We start from the raw sequence: 19,343 nt of genomic DNA on the forward strand, positions 1-19,343 counted from the left end.
TTTAGTCTATTATACTGGCAGGACCGGAGCAGCCCAAGCTACTCCGACCTCCCCTATCCAGTTTTTGAAAAACTTATTTTAAATCCTTCAGGAAGCTGGTGCCGTGTTCCGGCATTTTCACTCCAAAGTTCTCAGCTACGGTTGCGCCAAGGTCAGCAAATGTGCTGCGCAGATCAAGCTTTTTACCCTCGCTGAAGCGCGGAGAGTAGGCAAGGAGTGGTACATATTCACGTGTATGGTCTGTACCACGGTATGTTGGATCGTTACCATGGTCAGCTGTGATCAGCAGCAGATCATCATTGGTCATTTTGGCAAAAATCTCTGGCAGCCGTGCATCATAGTCTTCAAGTGCCTGAGCATAACCTTGCGGATCACGACGATGACCGTACAGGGCATCAAAATCAACCAGGTTCAGGAAGCTGAGTCCAGTGAACTCTTCATCCATCGTTTCGGACAACTTGTCCATACCATCCATGTTAGAGACGGTACGAACGGCCTTGGTTACACCTTCGCCATCATAGATATCTGCGATTTTACCCAAAGCAATCACATCAAATCCGCTATCTTGCAATTCATTCATAACCGTACGACCAAAAGGTTTGAGTGCATAGTCATGACGATTCGCAGTTCGTTTCCAGTTACCCGCTTCTCCTACAAATGGACGTGCAATAATGCGGCCCAGCATGTACGGATCTTCAAGTGTAATCTCACGGCAGAACTCACAAATCTCATACAGTTCTTTCAGTGGAACAACGTCCTCATGTGCTGCAATTTGCAGAACCGAATCCGCGGATGTGTACACGATGAGCGCGCCAGTTTCAACATGCTCTGCACCCAGCTCATCCAGAATTTCCGTACCGCTGGCCGGTTTGTTACCAATTACTTTGCGGCCCGTTTTCTCTTCAATGCGCTGAATCAACTCTTCGGGAAAACCATTCTCAAACACACGGAAAGGTGTATCAATGTAAAGACCCATCAGCTCCCAGTGACCTGTCATTGTGTCTTTGCCTCTGGATGCTTCCTGCATCTTGGTGTAATACGCTTTAGGTGCATCCGCTACAGGGACACCCTCGATTTCTTTGATGTTAGACAGTCCGAGACTGGCCATGTGAGGCATTTTCAGACCTCCGCGTTCACGTGCAATGTGACCAAAGGTATCGACATCAAAATCATCAAATTCTGCTGCATCCGGCGCTTCGCCGATCCCTACAGAATCCATAACAATCAGATGTACTCTTTTGAATGTTGACATAACTTAAGCACTCCTTCCAAATAATCCAGCTTACAAGAACAGTCCAGTAATGATCGCTGACAGCACGCTGACAAGCGAAGCACCGTAAAGCAGCTTCAGACCAAAGCGGGCGACCACATTCCCTTGCTTCTCATGGAGTCCCTTCACCGCACCAGCAATGATACCGATGGAGGAGAAGTTGGCGAACGACACGAGGAAGACAGATACGATACCCGTTGTTCTGGCAGACATTGCAGTTTCCTTCAAATTAAGCATAGCTACGAATTCGTTGGATACCATTTTGGTTGCCATAATACTTCCTGCCTGAATCGCTTCTTTCCATGGAACACCCATGATGAAGGCAAATGGTGCAAACACATAACCAAGTAGCTCTTGGAACGAAATGCCAAGCACAGCGCTGAAAATTCCGTTAACAAGTGCAATCAAGGCAACAAAACCGATTAACATCGCAGCTACGATGATAGCAACTTTGAATCCATCCAGGATGTATTCGCCAAGCATTTCGAAGAAGGACTGTTTTTCCTCTTCCTGTACTTCCAATATATCTTCTTCCTCTGTAACCTCATAAGGATTCACAATCGAAGCAATGATAAAACCGCCAAACAGGTTTAGTACAAGAGCTGTAACCACATATTTCGGCTCGATCATGGTCATATAAGCACCAACAATCGACATCGATACCGTGGACATCGCCGAAGCACACAAGGTGTACAGCCGATGTTTTGGCAACAACCCAATTTGTTTTTTCACAGAAATGAACACTTCAGATTGCCCCAATACAGCCGAAGCAACCGCGTTATATGATTCCAGTCTGCCCATTCCGTTGATTTTGCTTAATACCAGACCAATATATTTTATAACAAAAGGCAAGATTCGGATATACTGCAATATACCGATAAGGGCGGAGATGACAACAATCGGCATCAATACGCTGAGGAAGAACGGTGCCCCCCCGCTTTCGGCACCTACGGTAGTCAAACCCCCAAATACAAATGCGATACCTTCATTCGCATAGTCGAGTAAACTTTTAAATACGGTCGCGAAACCGCCAATTAAAAAAGTACCCACTCCTGTATTCAACAGAGCATAAGCTAGTATAACTTGCAAAACAATCATGATAGCCAGCGGCCGGTAACGAATCTGCTTTTTGCCGTTGCTTGCGATATAAGCCAGTCCAAAAACAACGAGTAAACCAAGAAGGGCAATTAGAAATTTCATTTGATTTCTCCTTTGAAGGTAGTTAAGCCGGATGTGAAAATTCAGCTCAAAGGGTTCTTAAGCATTTTTATCAGTAATCTTTCAGAAAACTTATGAAGCGCTTACAATAAGTTCCGTTAATTAAAATATAAGTGTAAGTTGTATTCCCTGTACCTGAGTCGAACGCCCAAGTACAGAGAATATAACATTACTTTTATTTATTAAGCTTTTTCTAAGATGCTTTTGCTTAATAAGAAGATGTAGACTGACCACCTTGCATAATCTTAACGCCAGAACTTGCACCGATCCGAGTCGCACCCGCTTCGATCATTTTCTGCATATCTTCCAGGCTACGTACGCCACCGGAAGCTTTAACGCCAACATCAGGACCTACAGTACGACGCATCAAAGCGATATCTTCTGGCGTTGCTCCACCTGTGGAGAAACCTGTAGAAGTTTTAACAAAATCAGCTCCAGCTCGCACAGCTGCCTGACAAGCACGTACTTTCTCTTCATCCGTCAACAGACAAGTTTCAATAATAACTTTCACCAAAGCTTTACCCGCAGCCGCTTCAACAACAGCACGAATATCTTGTTCAACGAAATCATCTTTGCCATCTTTCAAAGCACTGATGTTGATGACCATATCGACTTCAGTTGCACCTTTAGCAATCGCATCTTTCGTTTCGAAAGCTTTTGTCTCCGATGTAGATGCTCCCAGAGGGAAACCAATAACGGTGCAGATATCTACGCCAGAACCCTGCAACTGCTCAGCAGCATAAGCAACCCAGCCTGGGTTAACACATACGGAAGCAAACTGATATTGCTTTGCTTCTTCGGTTAACTTGGCCATTTCACTTTGCGTTGCGTCCGCACGAAGCAACGTATGGTCGATCATTTTAGCTAATTGTGGTGTAGTCAATTGAATCTCTCCCTTATCTGAACTAGTTATTTTCTATACCCTTACACTAACATGAACATATGTAAAAATCAACTTGAACTTTTGTTCACAGTTACACTTGTATTTCTTCTTCGTTATATTTTCTTCCTAAAAAAGCAAAACATCCGCCCTTTTTGCGTGGCAGATGTTGTCATCCATACATTTGAAATTAAAATCGAAGTAATGCCTGCGCTGTGTACTGGTCCGTGACCAGAATATTTGCGTAATGGCCTTTGAGCGCGGCGTGAATGGCTTCAATTTTGCGTTGTCCCCCGGCAACAAGAATTGATTTTTCCTTATTTCTCAACTCGGCTAGATCAATTCCAACGGTTCTGCTGTTAATCTCTTCACTGATCAACTGACCTTCCGCGTCGAAAAAACGTGAACAAATGTCACCTGCACCGGAGTTCATCAGCAATTGTTGCTCTTCTTCATTGAAGTAACCGAGCCTGAACAGTAATGCATCTTCCTTCACAGTACCCACGGTAAACAAAGCAATGTTGGCCTGCCTGCCAAGTTCCACGATTCTGCCGATATGCCGATCCGCTTCCACCATGTTTTTCACTTCAATGTTGTCGAAAATAACAGGCAGCGGCAAATACCTTGGTACCGTATGGAATGCCTCAGCGAACAAATGAACAATCTCAGCGGCATACGTATTGACATGGGAGTGGCTTACGCCCCCCTTCAATTGCACGACTTCGACACCTTTAACCTGTTTGGGACGAAGTTGGCGTGCTACAGCATGCATGGTTGTTCCCCAAGTCACCCCGATGATATCTGCATCCTGAACCGTCTCTTGAAGGTAGTCTGCTGCTCGTTTGCTGATATGCTTCTGTATTTCCTCATCACTCTTCAACGGGGCAAAACACACAAGTGCCGTATCCAGATCATATTTCGACTTAAGTTCTCCGGCAATGATGTCGATATCCTCCAGCGGGTCCATAATTTCAATCCGGACGTATCCACGATCTTTGGCGTACTGAAGTAACCTTGACACCGTTGGACGCGACACGCCCAACCTTGCGGCAATATCCTGCTGGCTATAATCGGACTGATAATACAATTTCGCTGCTTCAATGCTTAATCGTTGCTTCTCCAGGTCCATTCCCATGTGCGCTCATCTCACTCATCCTATTGTCTTTGGAAAATAAATACTCGTCCTATATATTATACATGGATTGAGTATCTGGTCACCATAAAGCATCCAGTTCAGTATCATGATCGATCCATTCATATCCCTTTCTGACGTATAAAACGGGGGAAACGATGCATACTACTGCGGTCGCTTCATCATTGCCAAGATTGCTTCACCCCATTAATCGCACAGAGAGGAAGAACTACATGTCTACCTTATTGTATATTACTGCCCATCCTCACGATCATGAAACCTCTTTCAGCATGGCTACAGGCAAAGCATTTATTGACGCGTATCGTGAAAATCACCCGTCTGATGAGGTTGTTCACCTCGATCTGTATCGTTCGGATATTCCGCATATCGATGCGGATGTCTTCAGTGGATGGGGAAAACTGCAATCGGGTAGTGACCTGACTGCCGAAGAGCAGACCAAAGTAAGTCGTTTGAATGAACTGTCGGATCAATTTGCCGCAGCAGATAAATATGTTTTTGTAACTCCGATGTGGAACTTCTCGTTCCCTCCTATTCTGAAGGCTTATGTGGACTCGATCTGCGTAGCTGGCAAAACATTTCGTTATACCGAACAAGGTCCTGTCGGACTGTTGTCTGACAAAAAAGCGTTGCATATTCAGGCTCGCGGTGGCATTTATTCCGAAGGTCCGGCTGCCCAGATGGAATCCGGTCATCGTTACTTAAGCATTATCATGTCTTTCCTCGGCGTGCCGAAGCTTGATGGCATTTTTGTCGAGGGGCACAATCAATATAAAGTTCGTGCGGATGAGATCAAGCAACAAGCTATCGAGCAAGCAACTACTTTTGCAAAACAGTTTTAGAGAGGTAGTTCAAAAAGTAGAATAACAATCAAAACATAAACAAAACCCGCGTGCCACCTAGGGGATAATCCCAGGAAACACGCGGGTTTCAATGTATAATCAACCTAGAGCTTATTGATGTCCAGCGCTGGCACGGCTCATGGTTTCAAGTTTACGTGTGATCGCATGACGGTCTACTTTCAATCCCCAGATCATTTCAATAATCTGCTCTTTCTCCTCAGGACTGTCGGCATGCTTCAATTGCATTAACAGATCATGCATTTGTTCATTAATGCCTTCAAATTGAATCCATAGATCCTGTCTTACCTCTTTGGAATCCAGATGATGATTCGCATCGACTTCTTCCTTCAATGCTTGCAGAATAGCATCTTTCCATTCGTCATCACCTAGCTGTTTCGCAATGTTCAGGAGATCCAGATAATCGTCAACAAGAAGTGAGTTCAATTCAGCATGTGTTTTCATCGTTTATTGCATCCCCTTTTCGTCTATTTACCAAGTATTATACTCGGTATTTCAGGTTATGCAATAGTTGTCGAGAAAAATAGTGGATTGTTCAGTTTCATGTCATGTTTTGACGAATGGATAATCTCCGTTTAAGACTTGAGTTGTTGCAATAATTGCACACGGTAGGCTTCACTTTCAAGCGATTGAATTTCCTTATATTCTTCAGCAGTTAACACTTTGGGTTCTCCCGCTGCCTTGGCGATCATATATACTTTCGCGCTTTCTTCCACCACCTGGGTGCGGTAATAGGCTTCGCGGAGGTTTTTACCGGTCGTAACCAATCCGTGATTGACAAGAATGAGTGCCGTATGTTCGTCTACCTTTGCTGAGACTGCATCGGCAAGTAGTTTCGTCGTTGGCAGAACGTATGGAACAAATCCGATATCGCCCACCAAGGCGGACTGATCAGGGAACAAGTGTGGCAATTCATCGAAAACAAGACTAAGTGCGATCGTATATGCCGGATGCGTATGCACAATGGCTTGGATATCAGGATTCACACGATAACTATACAGATGCATTAATACTTCGGAAGACGGACGTGTTGATCCCGCACGAGTCTCTCCTGTCTCGATATCAATGGCGATCCATTCGTCCGGTTCCAGATCTTCAAGTGCATATCCGCTCGGAGACAACAACATCGTTCCCCCAGAGCGTGCGCTCAGATTCCCACCGGGTCCTACCACCAACCCTTGGGCAACTGCTCTGCGTGCATATTTCGTCAACTCTTCCCTTACTTGCTGTTCAGACATGTTGCTCACCACTCCTCATACTTTTCTTTTTAGCATTTTGCATCAATGCTCATTGCATTGAATCTATTTATTACCTTTTGATTTGATTCAGACTTTGGTAGTTTTCATAAGCTTCCTGCCACAGCTCTGTATCCTCAGGCTCATAGGTCTCGGGGGAAAAGGAAGCAGCCATGACCTCCCGTACCTCGGCCAAGCTACTCACTTCTCCATGCGCAAGGAATTGCAGCATGCAATTCCCGGCTGAAGTCGCCTCTGCCGGGCCTGCCACCACCGGGACACCGGCTGCATTGGCTGTAAACTGGCACAATAGGCGATTATGTACACCACCACCAACCATATGAATGACACGAGGTCTTGCACCTGTAACCAACTGCAGTTCATCCAGCGTCTGCCTGAATTCCAGTGCAAGACTTTCCAGAATGCAGCGCACAATCGCTCCAGTCGTTTCGGGGACAGTCTGTCCGGTGAGACTGCATTGTTGGCGTATGCGTTCAGCCATATTCCCTGGCGCCAAATACACGCCATCTCCCGGCGATACATAACTTTGATGCGGCGTTGCCAAGGTAGCTAGCTGAATCAGTTCTTCATGTGTAAAAAGTTGATTCTCCCGCTCCCATTGCCGTTTGCATTCTTGTAGCAGCCACAGGCCTGAACGATTTTTCAGGGTGCGTACTTTCTCACGTACCGTCCCTTCATTGGTGAATCCTAATGCACGACTTCGGTCATCCAATACAGGTGTATCACGCTCCACCCCCATAAGTGACCAGGTACCACAGCTGATAAAAGCAAAATCCGAATCCATCGCAGGAATCGCTGCCAAGGCAGATGCCGTATCGTGTGAGCCCACAGAGACTACCTGCATCGGTCCAGTCCGTAACTCGGCGCACAACTCATTTGTTAAATTGCCCAGCACGGTACACGGTTGAACGAGCTTTGGAAATAATGTTTCCGGTATACCGAGACGCCCGATCAGATGGTAATTCCAACGCGCCTCGCCTGCATGCAACAGCCCACTGGTACTTGCAATCGTATACTCACAAGCCTGCTGACCGGATAGATAATAGTGAAATAAATCCGGCATAAATAACATGCGCACATCCGGACGCAAACCTTCGGCCTGCTCTCGTACACTGCCTAGCAGTTGAAAAACTGTATTGATCTGCTGCGGCAAAACGCCGGACATGGCATACAGTTCTTCTTCTTTCACCTTGTGCAGAACTTCTTCCATCCACTGTGCATTGCGTGCTTCCCGATAGTGACGAGGGTTCGAGCACAACCTTCCCGCACCATCCACCAGTCCATAGTCCACTCCCCACGTATCCACAGCTATAGAACGGACCGATGGAGAGATGCCTTGCGTCCCTTTCACAATGCCTTGTTTTAATTCATGAAAAAGTCGTAAGAAATCCCAATACAATCCGTCCCCCAGCTGAACGGGTTCATTGTTGAATCGATGCACTTCTTGTAACGAGAGTCTGTTTCCATCAAAAGAACCCCGGACTACGCGTCCACTACCGGCGCCGTAATCGGCAGCAAGCACATGTGTTGCTTGATTGCCCATTCTTTCAAGCCTCCTTAACTCTACGCGATAAGCCGTATTCGAGTTCTGAACACAGCTTTCAAGAGAACGCCATGTTACCTCATCTCGCAAGGAACATGGCGTTTGACAGGAATGGAACTTTATTTTAACGATACAACGGGCCAAACACACTGCAAGCACGGTAGTCTGCACTCTCCGGCTCACTTGTGCCGAACAATCCCCATGCACGCGGACGGAAAATTTCCGTTTCAGGTACATTATGCATATTTACCGGAATGCGAAGCATGGAAGCGAGAGTAATCAGATCTGCACCAATATGTCCGTATGAGATGGACCCATGGTTCGCTCCCCATTGATTCATGACCTCGTATACGGAAGTAAACGCTCCCGATCCGGTTAGAACAGGTGCAAACCAGGTGGATGGCCAGGTTGGGTCTGTCCGCCGATCCAGCGTATCATGTACATCTTCAGGCAGATCGACCGTGTATCCCTGAGCGATTTGCAGCACCGGACCCAGTCCTTTGACCAGATTCAGACGTGTCATCGTTACAGGCATACCGCCTTTGGTCAAGAAATCCGCTGAATAGCCGCCCCCGCGGAAATACTCTACGGATGCCGGTCTCCACGATGTTGCTTTCAGGCAGTCCTGAACTTCCTCATCTGTAATTTCCCAGAAAGGCTTGAGCACAGGCTTGCCATCTCTGGACTGTTGTCCGGTGCCATCCAGGGCAGCCGAACCCGAGTTAATCAGATGCAGAATACCGTCCTTCGCGTTTCCTTCCAACTTGTGCCCTGTTACACGCTGTACCGAATCCGGACTCCAATACGTGCGCACATCAGCGAAGATCTGTGCCGTATGTGTCAGCAGCGAACCGAATAACATCGATACCCCGTTCAGGCTGTCATTCTCCGTTGCAACCAGATAAGGCGCACGTTTGCCATTCCAGTCAAAGGAAGAATTTAATATCGACTCCAGAAAATCTCCGTTAGGTGAATGGTCTGTCCATTGCCGTTGCCCCTGGAAGCCGGATACAATCGCGTGGTGACCCATCGATTCCTCTGTAAAACCAAGCTCTGCCAATCTTGGGTTGCCCGCCATCAAGTCACGCACGATTTGGGTCATTTTCACAACGGTTTCCCATTCGTACTCTTTGCGTTTGCGATCCGTTTGCAGATGGACAGCGTTGTTGTCCGGACCTTCGCTACAATTCTCCTTCACCCAGGCCAGTGCGAGCTTATACTCCTCAGGATCGTAGATTTCTTCTTCAATACGACGAGTGAGTTCGCTCATATCCACATATTCGTTGCGCATGCCCAGATACTCCTGGAAAAATGAATCGTTCACAATCGAGCCTGCAATCCCCATGGATACCGATCCAATGGACAGATACGCTTGCCCTTTCAAGGTAGCGGCTGCCAAACCCGCACGGCTGAACCGGAGCAATTTCTCACGCACGTCCTCGGGAATTGTTGTATCCCCTCCGTCTTGAACATCCTCTCCATAGATTCCAAAGGCAGGAATCCCCTTCTGTGCATGAGCAGAAAGTACCGCTGCCAGATAGACTGCACCCGGACGTTCAGTCCCGTTAAAACCCCAGATAGCTGTAGGAATGGATGGTGACATATCCATCGTTTCCGTACCGTAACACCAGCACGGTGTCACGGTGATCGTTACGCCAACGTTGGAACGGCTGAATAGTTCTGATGCTGCGGCCGCTTCGGCCACTCCGCCAATACAGGTCTCGGCCACAACACATTCCACCGCGGACCCGTCAGGATAACGCAATTCGGCTGCAAGCAGTTCCGCAACAGATGTCGCCATCCGCATCGTTTGTTCTTCCAGTGACTCCCGAACGCCTTTGCGTCTTCCATCAATCGTGGGACGAATACCAATCTTGGGAAAAGCCTGTTTATAACGATAATCCTGATGTGTCATACTGGAATGTCCTCCTTCAATTCGTTTCATAGAATTTGGGTTGAATCGAGAAACCTTCTGTCTGATCCATGTGCGTTGATTGGAATGAGATAATGACGGAGATACAACCGATACCCGAGTTGCACGCAAGAACTACATACACAGATTACCAAGAGCCTTGGTTGAGTTTGAATGCGTTTACATGTTTTAAAAAATAACAATAAATCAATTCATTAATTAGCTATGTATGTAGTTCCTCTATTCAAGAAAATGGAACGTGCATGAGCGAATTCAGCGAAATGGTTTATGTAGTAAATACGTTCAGAAACCTTTAGGGTTATCGGTAACCCTAACATAGCACGAGCCTATCTTGCTGTCAATTGGCATTATCCTATAGAATGGTAAGACTATGTTGCGGAAAGGTTAGATTCTAATGATTACCATTTATGATATTGCCAAAAAAGCCAACGTCTCCGCCATGACGGTCTCCAAGGTCATTAATCATACAGGCCGCATAAGCTCCGCGACACGCGAACGTGTGCAACAGGTGATCGACGAACTGGGTTACATCCCGAACTCCAATGCGCGCAGCCTTGTGCTTCAACGAACCCAGATGCTCTCCCTGCTAATTACGGATATTACCAACCCTTTTTATACTACACTGGCACGTGGTGCTGAAGATGCAGCCCATCTTCGTGGGTACCGACTTTTATTCGGCAATAGTGACGAGGATTACAATAAGGAAAAGGATTACGTGGATGCGATTCTGTCTACTCGTGTGGATGGTGTACTCTATGCCCCTGCGGGAGATCGTTCTCTTCCTCATCTGAAACAGCTGCAGGAACGTCACATCCCATTTGTCTTTCTGGACCGCACCGTACCTGGCATTACGTCAGATATCATTGCTGGAGATAGCCTAGAAGGCGCGATTGAGCTCATCCGATATCTGGTGCAATTGGGGCACCGACGCATTGCACTGGTCAATGGTTCTTCGGAGGTTTCTACCGCCAGACTGCGGGAGGAAGGTTATATAACGGGTTTACGTGAGGCCGGAGCTGATATCGATCCCGAGCTTGTGCTTCGAACCGGGTACCGGGATTTCAGCGATGAAGAAGGACTGGATGGACTACTCTCTCAACCGGATCAACCAACAGCCATTTTTGCCGCCAACAACATGCTGGCGATTGGGGTCATTCGGCTTTTGCGCAAACGAGGACTGCGTGTACCAGAAGACATCTCTGTTGTGTGCTTCGACGATCTGGATCTGGCTTCCGCCTTTGACCCTTTTCTGACTGTAGCCGCACAGCCCGCATATGACTTTGGGTTTCAGGGAGTACAGATGCTGATTGACCGAATTGAGGGTAAGGCCCCTTCCGAAGCCCAAACCGTCATTCTACCGTCAGAACTGCGCATACGGGCTTCAGCTACTGCTCCACGTGAGCAAAAATAGAGTAAAGCACCAGAGTTGACTAAATATTATCGTGTAAATGATTAGTCCCACTTATCTAGATTAGGTCCTGTTCAAATTCGAAAAATGTACAACATAAAAAGGGTGCACCGGAGATTACGCTCTGGTTGCACCCTGTTTGATATTCATTCGTTAGATGACCTGTTCGTTCGAACCGGTCATTTCGTCAGGTTCATTCAGTTTCATTATGGTTCCATCCATGCCGATATTCTACCGCTCCGACTGTAATGCAAGAGCGACCTCACGAACGAGTCCCGGGAACCAGTCCATCAGAGGTTCGAACGTATAACCTGCTTGTTCTGCCTTGGTCGTCTCCATCGTCCATGATTGCTCGATCCCGAAGGGTGACATGTCTTCTTTCACAGTTTCCTTAAGGATCTGGGACTGCATGCCCGTGACCGTCTCGATCAGATGCATCATGGCTGACAGCGTAATCGCACCCTTGGAAGCTGCATTCACCGGACCAGTAATGGACGAATGTCCAAGCCACGCGAGAAATCTTGCCGCTTCTGTGGAATTGATGAATCCAATCTCCGCATCCGGATTTGGCATGCCGATCGGTTTTCCTTTTTGCACATGTTCAATATGAAAATGAAGTCTTCTCGTATAATCATCAATCCCGAGTACAATGGGAATACGCATCGCCACAACCGGGAAATCTGCTTCCTGGAAAAATACAGCCTCCGCAAGCCGTTTGCCTTCTCCATACGAAAAATCCTCCGCACTCCCATACTGTAATGGATATGTATACGGGTCAAAATCCGTTTCCTTAAATCCAGGTCGGGGATCACCGTATACCGAGAGTGTGGATGTCAGAACGTATCTTTTGGTGCGTCCTGCAAAAGCTTCACATGCCGCTTTCGCCGCATCTGGGGAATAACAGATATTATCGTACACAACATCCCACATGTCTGTCTGTGCAACCTCTGCCAGAGATTCCGGGTCTTCACGATCCATCTTGATTCGGTTGACTTCGGGTCCGAAGTCAACATCCGTTTTACCACGAGTTGCGACTGTGATCTGAGACTTCCCTTCCCACAGCAAGTGATCCACCAGACGTTTACCGAAAAAACGTGTACCCCCAAGTATAAGTACTTTATTCATCCAAAAAACCTCCTATCTTGTTCGATTATGTTTAACAATTTGAAGCATCGTGTGAGCGTTCCGTTGAAACTCATAAGCTGTTGGTTCTTCGGATACGATGCACCCACGCTCTTCGAGTATTACTTTTAATTCATCCATGTGCTTGTAACGTTCACCAGACAGATCCACTGTTGGAAAAATGCGAACCTCTCGTTTGCTCACACGCAGCAGCTCCATCACGGTTGCAACATGAAAATCAACATCCAATCGATCCGCATACGTAAACAGGAAATGGGCAGATAACGTCAGATCGAATTGTTCATCCGTAAAGGGTAGATCCGGGAGCATAGACGCCACATAACGGTCAGGAAACATTCTCATATCTGCAATGCAATCTGTGATGGCACGAGTTCGTTCTTCCTTTAACCCCTGGATTGATCCAAATTGATCCCACACATATATGCCTTGCACCGATTCCATCTGTTTCATCGTATGCTCAATGTCCTGAAATCCCTTTACCTCAAGCTCGTCGATCTCATATTTGTAGGCCATATCCACGGCCATGGGGTCTGCACCCAACTTGCGCGCCTTGCTACTGAACGAACATGCTCCACCTGGACAATCCAAAATGGACTTGCCTGTAAGATCCTCCACGGTCAGGTTGAACATCTTCATATATTCCTCGAAGGTTCTTCCTATGAAAACAATCTGTGGCAGTTCCAAACCTCCAGAATCATTAGACCGGTTGCTCTGCTCATCTCTGCTCATCTCGTCTCAGCTTCCTTTCCTGCGCTTGAATCAATCGTTAGGGAACACAAGCCCAATCTGCTTCCGAATCTGATCCATAACCTGCATCGTCACATAAGAGCGTTCATACGTGTTCATGTCAGACTCCTTTTGGCCCTGCTCAACCAGATTCACGAACTCCTCCACTTCATAATACATCGCCGGATGGTTTTGTTCGACTGTGAGCTGCTCCACCGTACCGTCATTGTAACGTATCTCTGCATGTTCCGGTGAACCAATCTTGTCAATAATAATGCTGCCCAGTTCCCCCATAATTTCGCTTGGTAGATGAGAATTGGAGATTTTGGAGTATGTAACAACCGCATCCATCCCATCATAATCCAGCAGCACACTGCCTTGTCCATCCACGCCAGATTCCAGCATCATCGCTTGGGATTGAACCCGCTTAGGTGCACCGAACAATGTAATCAATGGATAGAGACAATACACACCGAGATCCATTAACGCTCCATTAGCGAGTTCAGGCTTGAACGCGTTCAGGACAATCCCCTCTTTGTACTTGTCATAACGCGAAGAATACTGAGAGTATCCTGCTACATATTTGCGGACAGGGCCGATTTTGTGCAGGTTCTTCTGCACCATTTTGAACTGGGGAACAAGGGTAGATTTCATCGCTTCCATGAGCAGAACTTGATGTTCTCGTGCTGTATCAATCATGCTCCGAACTTCGGCGCTATTTGCAGCCAGAGGTTTCTCGCACAATACATGTTTACCGTTTCTCAGAAAAAGCTCAGTCTGCTCCGCATGAACCGTATTCGGTGTTGCAATGTAGACTGCGTCGATTACATCACTTGCCGCCATGTCTTCCAGATCGGTGAAACGGTGTTCAACCTCATATTTATCTGCAAATGCGTTAGCCTTATCTTCAGTTCTTGAATACACGGCGTTCAATTTGAATCCTTCAACCTGTGCTGCGGCTTCCAGAAGCCTTTCTGTAATCCAGTTGGTACCCACTACACCAAAACGAACCATGCTTACCTACCTCTTTCATCTATAAATTTCATTTGAGTTCTATCCTGTATACCATCTTCTATATTGTAGCTCATATTTCGTTCAGATTGAAGGAAGGTACTTTATCCAAGATATTGATATCTTGCTTTTTAAGTTGAAACTTCGTCAATCCTTTTGAATCAGGGGTATAATTAAAGATGAGGTGATCACCGTGGAAAGTCGAGATCAAGATCGCATACTGCCCAAATCTATAGAGGAAAAATACTGGCATGCCATCATCCACAACGATAATTCTTATGATGGAACGTTCTTTTACGGTGTGCAGACAACGGGTATCTTTTGCCGACCTTCCTGTAAATCCAGAGCACCTAAAGCTGAAAATGTGCTGATATTTCAACATGTTGAAGAAGCGTTAGCATTAAAGTTCAGACCCTGCAAACGTTGCAAACCTACAGGCGAGCGGGTACCTGATCAGGAGTGGATATACGGAATCACGGATTACATCGAACATCATTACGCCGAACCTCTAACCTTGGATGTCCTTGCCACTGTAAGTCATGGCAGTCCTTATCATCTGCATCGTGTGTTCAAGCGGATTACAGGCCGCACACCGGTTCAATATATTCAGGAAAAAAGAATCACTGAAGCTCGGAAGTTGCTTGAACATACCGGACTTACCGTCACCGATATTGGACGCCATGTCGGTATACCTAACTCAGCTTATTTCATTACTATATTTCGCAAACACACAGGTCTCACACCTGCACACTACCGCGAAAGGCATGAGAACTTATGAAGACGAATCTTACGTACAAAGTACCCAAAACGTTACTCAACAAGGGAACAGGGTTCCTTAATGGATATACACATACGCTGAATCCTTACACAGGCTGCGCCTTCGGTTGTTCCTATTGTTATGTCAGACAGATGCCTGTCTCCTTATTTCGCAAAGAGGATTGGGGGAGCTGGGTGGATGTGAAACAACAGGCCTCCCGAGTATTTGCCAAAGAGTTACAACGTGCCCTGACCAAAGGCAAAGTCACTCTGTTCATGTCATCCAGTACCGACCCGTATCAACCCGCCGAGTACAAGGAGTGTATCACACGTTCATTACTTGAAACGATGGTACAGCATCCACCCGATTTTGTATTAGTCCAAACCCGCAGTCCACTCGTTACCCGGGATATAGATCTGTTACAACAGTTAGGTGACCGGGTTCGGGTCAGCATGACGGTGGAAACGGATCTGGACGATATGCGCAAGCATTTCAGCCCTTCCGCTCCCCCAATTGCAGGCCGATTACGCGCATTGGAACAGTTGAGGGATGCCGGAATACCGACACAGGTTGCGATTGCTCCCGTATTACCCAGCAGTGAACAGTTTGCAGCCATATTGAGACCTCTTGTTCAGCGTGTATGCATTGACGATTATTTCATGGGTGATGGCAGTGAGGGCAAGCGCACCCGGCGGCTCGGCATGGAGTCGCTCTATCAAGAAGTGGGGATAGAGCACTGGTATCATCCAGATGCATATCAGACTGTTGTTCAGCAGATGAAAAACGTTTTTTCAGAGGATGAGATCTGGATCAGTCAGGCGGGATTTGAGCCCTAAATGGCTATATACGTTGAACTAAAGAATATTTAACTGGTCACTCCGATGACAGAACAACCTTCCGATCGCTTTTATCCTCAGATTTTTTTGATTTAATAAAAAAAGCCCCTTTCCTTGTTTGAAGGAAAGGGGCTTTTTATCATGACATAAAGAATAATGGCTATCTTATTTATCCAATGTATACAATGGCAGATCCACTGGCAATGCAGCTGGTCGCTGGCACGAGCTTTTCATCTGGTAGAACGTCTGCTCATCTGATGAATCGTGGAATGCCCACATGGCTTCAAGGACATGGTAGGCCAGTTCCCCGCTCGCCCGGTGTGCACGTCCACTATGGGCTGCATAGGCCATATCTGCTACACCAATGCCGCGTGTATTCTCCTGATATCCTGGGAGAAGCGGAACTTCCGTCCATTCATGTTCACCCAGCAAGCGGTAACGAACCGGACCGCCGAAGGTGTTGGGGTCAGGTACCTGCAATGTACCATGTGTGCCATATATCTCAATGGGTGGCAATGCACTTCCGCCAAATACGTCAAAACTTGTAATCAGTGTGCCAATGGCCCCCTGTTCAAACTGTAACAGACCGGTAACATGAGTAGGAATTTCGACGGGAACCGTCTGACCTCTCTTTTTCTCACTCGTAATCGTCCGTTCTTCCATGGCTTTACCTGTCATACCTGCGATCGACTTGATCGGTCCCATTAGTTGAACCAATGCGGTGAGATAGTACGGACCCATGTCAAACATTGGCCCACCGCCTGACGCGTAATAAAACTCCGGATCTGGGTGCCAGTGCTCATGACCACGACTCATCATAAATGCGGTCGCCGCCACCGGCTTGCCGATTACCCCTTCTTCCACCAATTGAAGTGAAGTCTGGATACCTGAACCAAAGAACGTTTCTGGTGCACAACCCACGAGCAATCCTTTACGCTTCGCTGTTTCGAGCACGGCCTGCCCTTCTTCACGGGTAACAGCAAGCGGTTTTTCTACATAAACATGTTTGCCAGATTCAAGCGCCCGCAAGCATACATCCGCATGAACGGAAGGAATCGTCAGGTTGATGATCAGCTCAATCTCGGGATCAGCCAAGATTTCGTCGACGCTGTATACGTTAGGCACATTATAGGCTGCTGCCTGCTCCTCGGCACGTTTCCGGTCGAGATCCGCAACAGCAACAAGTTCCAGCACCTCGAACCGATGACAGTTTTCCATATAAATACCGCTGATTTTACCGCAGCCAATAATGCCTACTTTCATTGTTTTCATACCTGGGGCTCCCTTCGCCGTGGATCAGAAATGGTTTATCCGTTGAGGATGAATGGTTAATACTGAAGTTACGTTTGCAATCCAACTACAATCTCATTAGTTCTGGTTGTCCGCCATACCTGTGTACACTTCGGTTGCTGCACTTACTCGGCTCTTGGCAAGCTCTTTGCCCGCTGCTGTCCATTTGAATCCACTGCGCATCATTTCAGTCACGGGTTTCATGTCTACAATGTCTGCATGGTGTCCCAGTGAGTTGTAGAATACCCGCCCTGCACCCCAGCGTTTCGTCCAGACAACAGGCATATCTACGGGGCCATTCGCCGCATGCGGACCAGTCACCACTGGAAAACGAGTTGTTGCCAGCACTTCCACTGCCGGGTCTACGTGCAGGTAGTACTGTTCACTTTTCACCTGAAAATCTTCAATATGATCCAATAACGGGCTGGAACCACGCTTCATGTTTACCATATACTCCACACCATCATTGCCTGGATGAGCAACCCATTGTCCACCCGTCATAAACTGCCAGTCCACGTTATTTCGGAAGGCATCACACATGCCACCATGAATACCAGCCAAGCCCACACCGCTCTGAACAGCCGCTGATACGTTATTGACCAGTTCTTGCTCAATCTGTCCCATTGTCCACAACGGCACGATCAAATCCAGACCCATCAGCTTCTCTGCATCCGAATAAGACTCCAACGTATTCGAGACTTCAACCTCAAACTGCTCTTCCTTCAAAATACGCTCAAAAATCGCTGCTACCTGCTCCGGTTCATGTCCATCCCAGCCGCCCCATACAATCAGTGCTTTACTCATCGTTTATTCACTCGCTTTCGCCTAGTTTAGTTGTGTTCAACCCTATTCCTGACGTCACTGTCTTGTTTCCTCACATCTCTTCAAGCGTTACCCAGCGCCGTTCTGTTACCGAACGTTCTACCGCTTCCAGTACAGCCTGACAAGCGACCCCATCGTGGAAACTCGGTGATGGTTGGCGTCCTTCAGAGATCGCTGTCACCAGCTCCAGCATTTCATGGGTGAACGTGTGCTCGAATCCAATCGTATGTCCGGCAGGCCACCAGGCTTCAACATATTTATGTGCCGGATCGGTTGCCAGTACACGGCGAAAACCCTGTACGTCCTCTTCATCTTTTGTAAAATACACTTCCAGTTCGTTCATCCGCTCAAAATCAAATCGTACACTGCCGAGACTGCCGTTAATCTCAAACGAGTTTGTACTCCGATGCCCCGCTGCAAAACGTGTAGCCTCGAAGCTGCCCAGCGCACCTCCTGCGAATCGTGCCAGGAACAACGTAGCGTCGTCTACGGTCACTTCTCCTTTCGGTGCATCCGCATTCGAACTGCCCTTTGCACTTAGTCCGGTCATCTCAGCTGCAAGCGGCCGTTCTTTGATGAAGGTTTCGCTCATGCCGATGACTTCCTGGAATTCACCAACAAGGAAACGAGCCAGATCGATTAAGTGCGCCCCCAGATCCCCATGGGAACCGGAGCCAGCCACTTCTTTTTGCAAACGCCATACCAGCGGGAACGAAGGGTCCATGATCCAGTCCTGCAAGAAAAAAGCACGGAAATGATAGATCTTACCCAATCGTCCGCTCTCCACCAGATCCTTCGCTAATTGCACCGCTGGTGAGAAACGGTAGTTGAACCCGACCATATGTGCGACTCCAGCATCCTCTGCTGCCTGAAGCATCTCACGCGAATCCGCAAGTGACAGGGCCAGTGGTTTCTCACAAAACAGATGTTTGCCCTGACGAGCTGCTTCCAACGCAATTTCCTTATGGGCATCACTTGGCGCGTTAATATCAATCAGATCGATATCATCCCGCTTCACCAGTTCGCGCCAATCCGTTACACTTTCGGACCAACCGAACTGGCTCGCCGCCTCTTGAACTCCCTGCTCGTTACGTCCACAGATCACAGACATCTCAGGCTGCAGCGGAGCAGACGGGAAAAACATCGGCAGACTGCGATAGGCATTACTGTGGGCCTTCCCCATAAACTTGTATCCAACCATTCCGACACGAAGACGATTTGACATGGTCACTTCCTCCTT

General features: G+C 47.4%; 18 protein-coding genes. 4 read left to right on the forward strand and 14 right to left on the reverse strand.

All coding sequences use genetic code 11. The annotated features are described in order from the left end of the window. Positions 1–73 precede the first annotated feature (73 nt). The 4 genes from deoB to NST33_RS16715 all read right to left on the reverse strand — a co-directional run bounded on the left by deoB (position 74) and on the right by NST33_RS16715 (position 4,497). Positions 74–1,252 (reverse strand): phosphopentomutase, encoded by a 1,179-nt coding sequence (gene deoB, locus NST33_RS16700; protein WP_339304086.1) that lies wholly within the window; start codon positions 1,250–1,252, stop codon positions 74–76. 30 nt (positions 1,253–1,282) lie between these two features. Further along, positions 1,283–2,470 (reverse strand): nucleoside transporter C-terminal domain-containing protein, encoded by a 1,188-nt coding sequence (locus tag NST33_RS16705; protein WP_237174948.1) that lies wholly within the window; start codon positions 2,468–2,470, stop codon positions 1,283–1,285. A 226-nt stretch (positions 2,471–2,696) separates the two neighbouring features. After that, entirely contained in the window at positions 2,697–3,347 is a 651-nt protein-coding gene (gene deoC / locus NST33_RS16710) for a deoxyribose-phosphate aldolase (protein ID WP_076215422.1), read from the reverse strand. 211 nt (positions 3,348–3,558) lie between these two features. Next, the gene (locus tag NST33_RS16715; protein WP_062836066.1) at positions 3,559–4,497 is read right to left on the reverse strand and encodes a sugar-binding transcriptional regulator; all 939 of its coding nucleotides are present in this window, start codon (positions 4,495–4,497) and stop codon (positions 3,559–3,561) included. Positions 4,498–4,733: 236 nt separating this feature from the next. Between NST33_RS16715 and NST33_RS16720 the strand changes: the two genes are divergently transcribed. Beyond that, positions 4,734–5,360: an FMN-dependent NADH-azoreductase gene (locus tag NST33_RS16720; protein ID WP_339304088.1), complete on the forward strand. Its 627-nt coding sequence runs from the start codon at positions 4,734–4,736 to the stop codon at positions 5,358–5,360. Positions 5,361–5,471: 111 nt separating this feature from the next. Here NST33_RS16720 and NST33_RS16725 read toward each other — a convergent pair whose 3' ends face one another. The 4 genes from NST33_RS16725 to NST33_RS16740 all read right to left on the reverse strand — a co-directional run bounded on the left by NST33_RS16725 (position 5,472) and on the right by NST33_RS16740 (position 10,092). Beyond that, the gene (locus NST33_RS16725) at positions 5,472–5,822 is read right to left on the reverse strand and encodes a hypothetical protein (RefSeq protein WP_036613800.1); all 351 of its coding nucleotides are present in this window, start codon (positions 5,820–5,822) and stop codon (positions 5,472–5,474) included. 131 nt (positions 5,823–5,953) lie between these two features. Further along, positions 5,954–6,616: a class II aldolase/adducin family protein gene (locus tag NST33_RS16730; RefSeq protein ID WP_339304090.1), complete on the reverse strand. Its 663-nt coding sequence runs from the start codon at positions 6,614–6,616 to the stop codon at positions 5,954–5,956. Between the two features lie 70 nt (positions 6,617–6,686). Next, positions 6,687–8,177, reverse strand: coding sequence for a rhamnulokinase family protein (locus tag NST33_RS16735; protein WP_221821521.1), 1,491 nt, complete (start codon positions 8,175–8,177; stop codon positions 6,687–6,689). A 124-nt stretch (positions 8,178–8,301) separates the two neighbouring features. Then, a complete protein-coding gene (locus tag NST33_RS16740) occupies positions 8,302–10,092 on the reverse strand; it encodes an L-fucose isomerase (RefSeq protein WP_221821522.1) in 1,791 nt (596 codons plus the stop codon). Positions 10,093–10,504: 412 nt separating this feature from the next. On the opposite strand from NST33_RS16740, the gene NST33_RS16745 reads away from it, so the two are divergent. Beyond that, positions 10,505–11,521 (forward strand): LacI family DNA-binding transcriptional regulator, encoded by a 1,017-nt coding sequence (locus NST33_RS16745; protein ID WP_221821523.1) that lies wholly within the window; start codon positions 10,505–10,507, stop codon positions 11,519–11,521. Positions 11,522–11,749: 228 nt separating this feature from the next. On the opposite strand, the gene NST33_RS16750 is transcribed toward NST33_RS16745, so the two are convergent. From NST33_RS16750 to NST33_RS16760, 3 genes are read right to left on the reverse strand one after another with little or no spacing between them, the layout of a single operon-like run. Continuing rightward, positions 11,750–12,643, reverse strand: a complete 894-nt coding sequence (locus NST33_RS16750; protein ID WP_221821525.1) for an NAD-dependent epimerase/dehydratase family protein — start codon at positions 12,641–12,643, stop codon at positions 11,750–11,752. Between the two features lie 12 nt (positions 12,644–12,655). Beyond that, positions 12,656–13,390 (reverse strand): SAM-dependent methyltransferase, encoded by a 735-nt coding sequence (locus NST33_RS16755; protein WP_221821528.1) that lies wholly within the window; start codon positions 13,388–13,390, stop codon positions 12,656–12,658. Between the two features lie 30 nt (positions 13,391–13,420). Further along, positions 13,421–14,401 (reverse strand): Gfo/Idh/MocA family oxidoreductase, encoded by a 981-nt coding sequence (locus NST33_RS16760; protein ID WP_221821529.1) that lies wholly within the window; start codon positions 14,399–14,401, stop codon positions 13,421–13,423. A 190-nt stretch (positions 14,402–14,591) separates the two neighbouring features. Between NST33_RS16760 and NST33_RS16765 the strand changes: the two genes are divergently transcribed. Next, entirely contained in the window at positions 14,592–15,176 is a 585-nt protein-coding gene (locus NST33_RS16765) for a bifunctional transcriptional activator/DNA repair enzyme AdaA (RefSeq protein WP_221821531.1), read from the forward strand. Next, a complete protein-coding gene (locus tag NST33_RS16770) occupies positions 15,173–15,991 on the forward strand; it encodes a radical SAM protein (protein ID WP_221821533.1) in 819 nt (272 codons plus the stop codon). Before NST33_RS16765 ends, NST33_RS16770 begins: the two co-directional genes overlap by 4 nt. A gap of 165 nt (positions 15,992–16,156) precedes the next feature. Here the strand turns inward: NST33_RS16770 and NST33_RS16775 are convergent, their stop codons facing one another. The 3 genes from NST33_RS16775 to NST33_RS16785 form a co-directional block, all read right to left on the reverse strand. After that, positions 16,157–17,263, reverse strand: coding sequence for a Gfo/Idh/MocA family oxidoreductase (locus tag NST33_RS16775; RefSeq protein WP_047843312.1), 1,107 nt, complete (start codon positions 17,261–17,263; stop codon positions 16,157–16,159). A gap of 96 nt (positions 17,264–17,359) precedes the next feature. Continuing rightward, complete coding sequence (locus tag NST33_RS16780) at positions 17,360–18,085, reverse strand: ThuA domain-containing protein (protein WP_221821535.1); 726 nt, start codon at positions 18,083–18,085, stop codon at positions 17,360–17,362. Between the two features lie 70 nt (positions 18,086–18,155). Beyond that, the gene (locus tag NST33_RS16785) at positions 18,156–19,328 is read right to left on the reverse strand and encodes a Gfo/Idh/MocA family oxidoreductase (protein ID WP_221821538.1); all 1,173 of its coding nucleotides are present in this window, start codon (positions 19,326–19,328) and stop codon (positions 18,156–18,158) included. Positions 19,329–19,343 lie beyond the last annotated feature (15 nt).

This window comes from Paenibacillus sp. FSL L8-0435, assembly GCF_037965655.1.
Classification (GTDB): domain Bacteria; phylum Bacillota; class Bacilli; order Paenibacillales; family Paenibacillaceae; genus Paenibacillus.

Coding starts and splice junctions, on each gene's coding strand:
- deoB (WP_339304086.1), bottom strand. CDS start 1,252: ATGTCAACATTCAAAAGAGTACATCTGATTGTTATGGATTCTGTAGGG.
- NST33_RS16705 (WP_237174948.1), bottom strand. CDS start 2,470: ATGAAATTTCTAATTGCCCTTCTTGGTTTACTCGTTGTTTTTGGACTG.
- deoC (WP_076215422.1), bottom strand. CDS start 3,347: ATGATCGACCATACGTTGCTTCGTGCGGACGCAACGCAAAGTGAAATG.
- NST33_RS16715 (WP_062836066.1), bottom strand. CDS start 4,497: ATGGACCTGGAGAAGCAACGATTAAGCATTGAAGCAGCGAAATTGTAT.
- NST33_RS16720 (WP_339304088.1), top strand. CDS start 4,734: ATGTCTACCTTATTGTATATTACTGCCCATCCTCACGATCATGAAACC.
- NST33_RS16725 (WP_036613800.1), bottom strand. CDS start 5,822: ATGAAAACACATGCTGAATTGAACTCACTTCTTGTTGACGATTATCTG.
- NST33_RS16730 (WP_339304090.1), bottom strand. CDS start 6,616: ATGTCTGAACAGCAAGTAAGGGAAGAGTTGACGAAATATGCACGCAGA.
- NST33_RS16735 (WP_221821521.1), bottom strand. CDS start 8,177: ATGGGCAATCAAGCAACACATGTGCTTGCTGCCGATTACGGCGCCGGT.
- NST33_RS16740 (WP_221821522.1), bottom strand. CDS start 10,092: ATGACACATCAGGATTATCGTTATAAACAGGCTTTTCCCAAGATTGGT.
- NST33_RS16745 (WP_221821523.1), top strand. CDS start 10,505: ATGATTACCATTTATGATATTGCCAAAAAAGCCAACGTCTCCGCCATG.
- NST33_RS16750 (WP_221821525.1), bottom strand. CDS start 12,643: ATGAATAAAGTACTTATACTTGGGGGTACACGTTTTTTCGGTAAACGT.
- NST33_RS16755 (WP_221821528.1), bottom strand. CDS start 13,390: ATGAGCAGAGATGAGCAGAGCAACCGGTCTAATGATTCTGGAGGTTTG.
- NST33_RS16760 (WP_221821529.1), bottom strand. CDS start 14,401: ATGGTTCGTTTTGGTGTAGTGGGTACCAACTGGATTACAGAAAGGCTT.
- NST33_RS16770 (WP_221821533.1), top strand. CDS start 15,173: ATGAAGACGAATCTTACGTACAAAGTACCCAAAACGTTACTCAACAAG.
- NST33_RS16775 (WP_047843312.1), bottom strand. CDS start 17,263: ATGAAAACAATGAAAGTAGGCATTATTGGCTGCGGTAAAATCAGCGGT.
- NST33_RS16780 (WP_221821535.1), bottom strand. CDS start 18,085: ATGAGTAAAGCACTGATTGTATGGGGCGGCTGGGATGGACATGAACCG.
- NST33_RS16785 (WP_221821538.1), bottom strand. CDS start 19,328: ATGTCAAATCGTCTTCGTGTCGGAATGGTTGGATACAAGTTTATGGGG.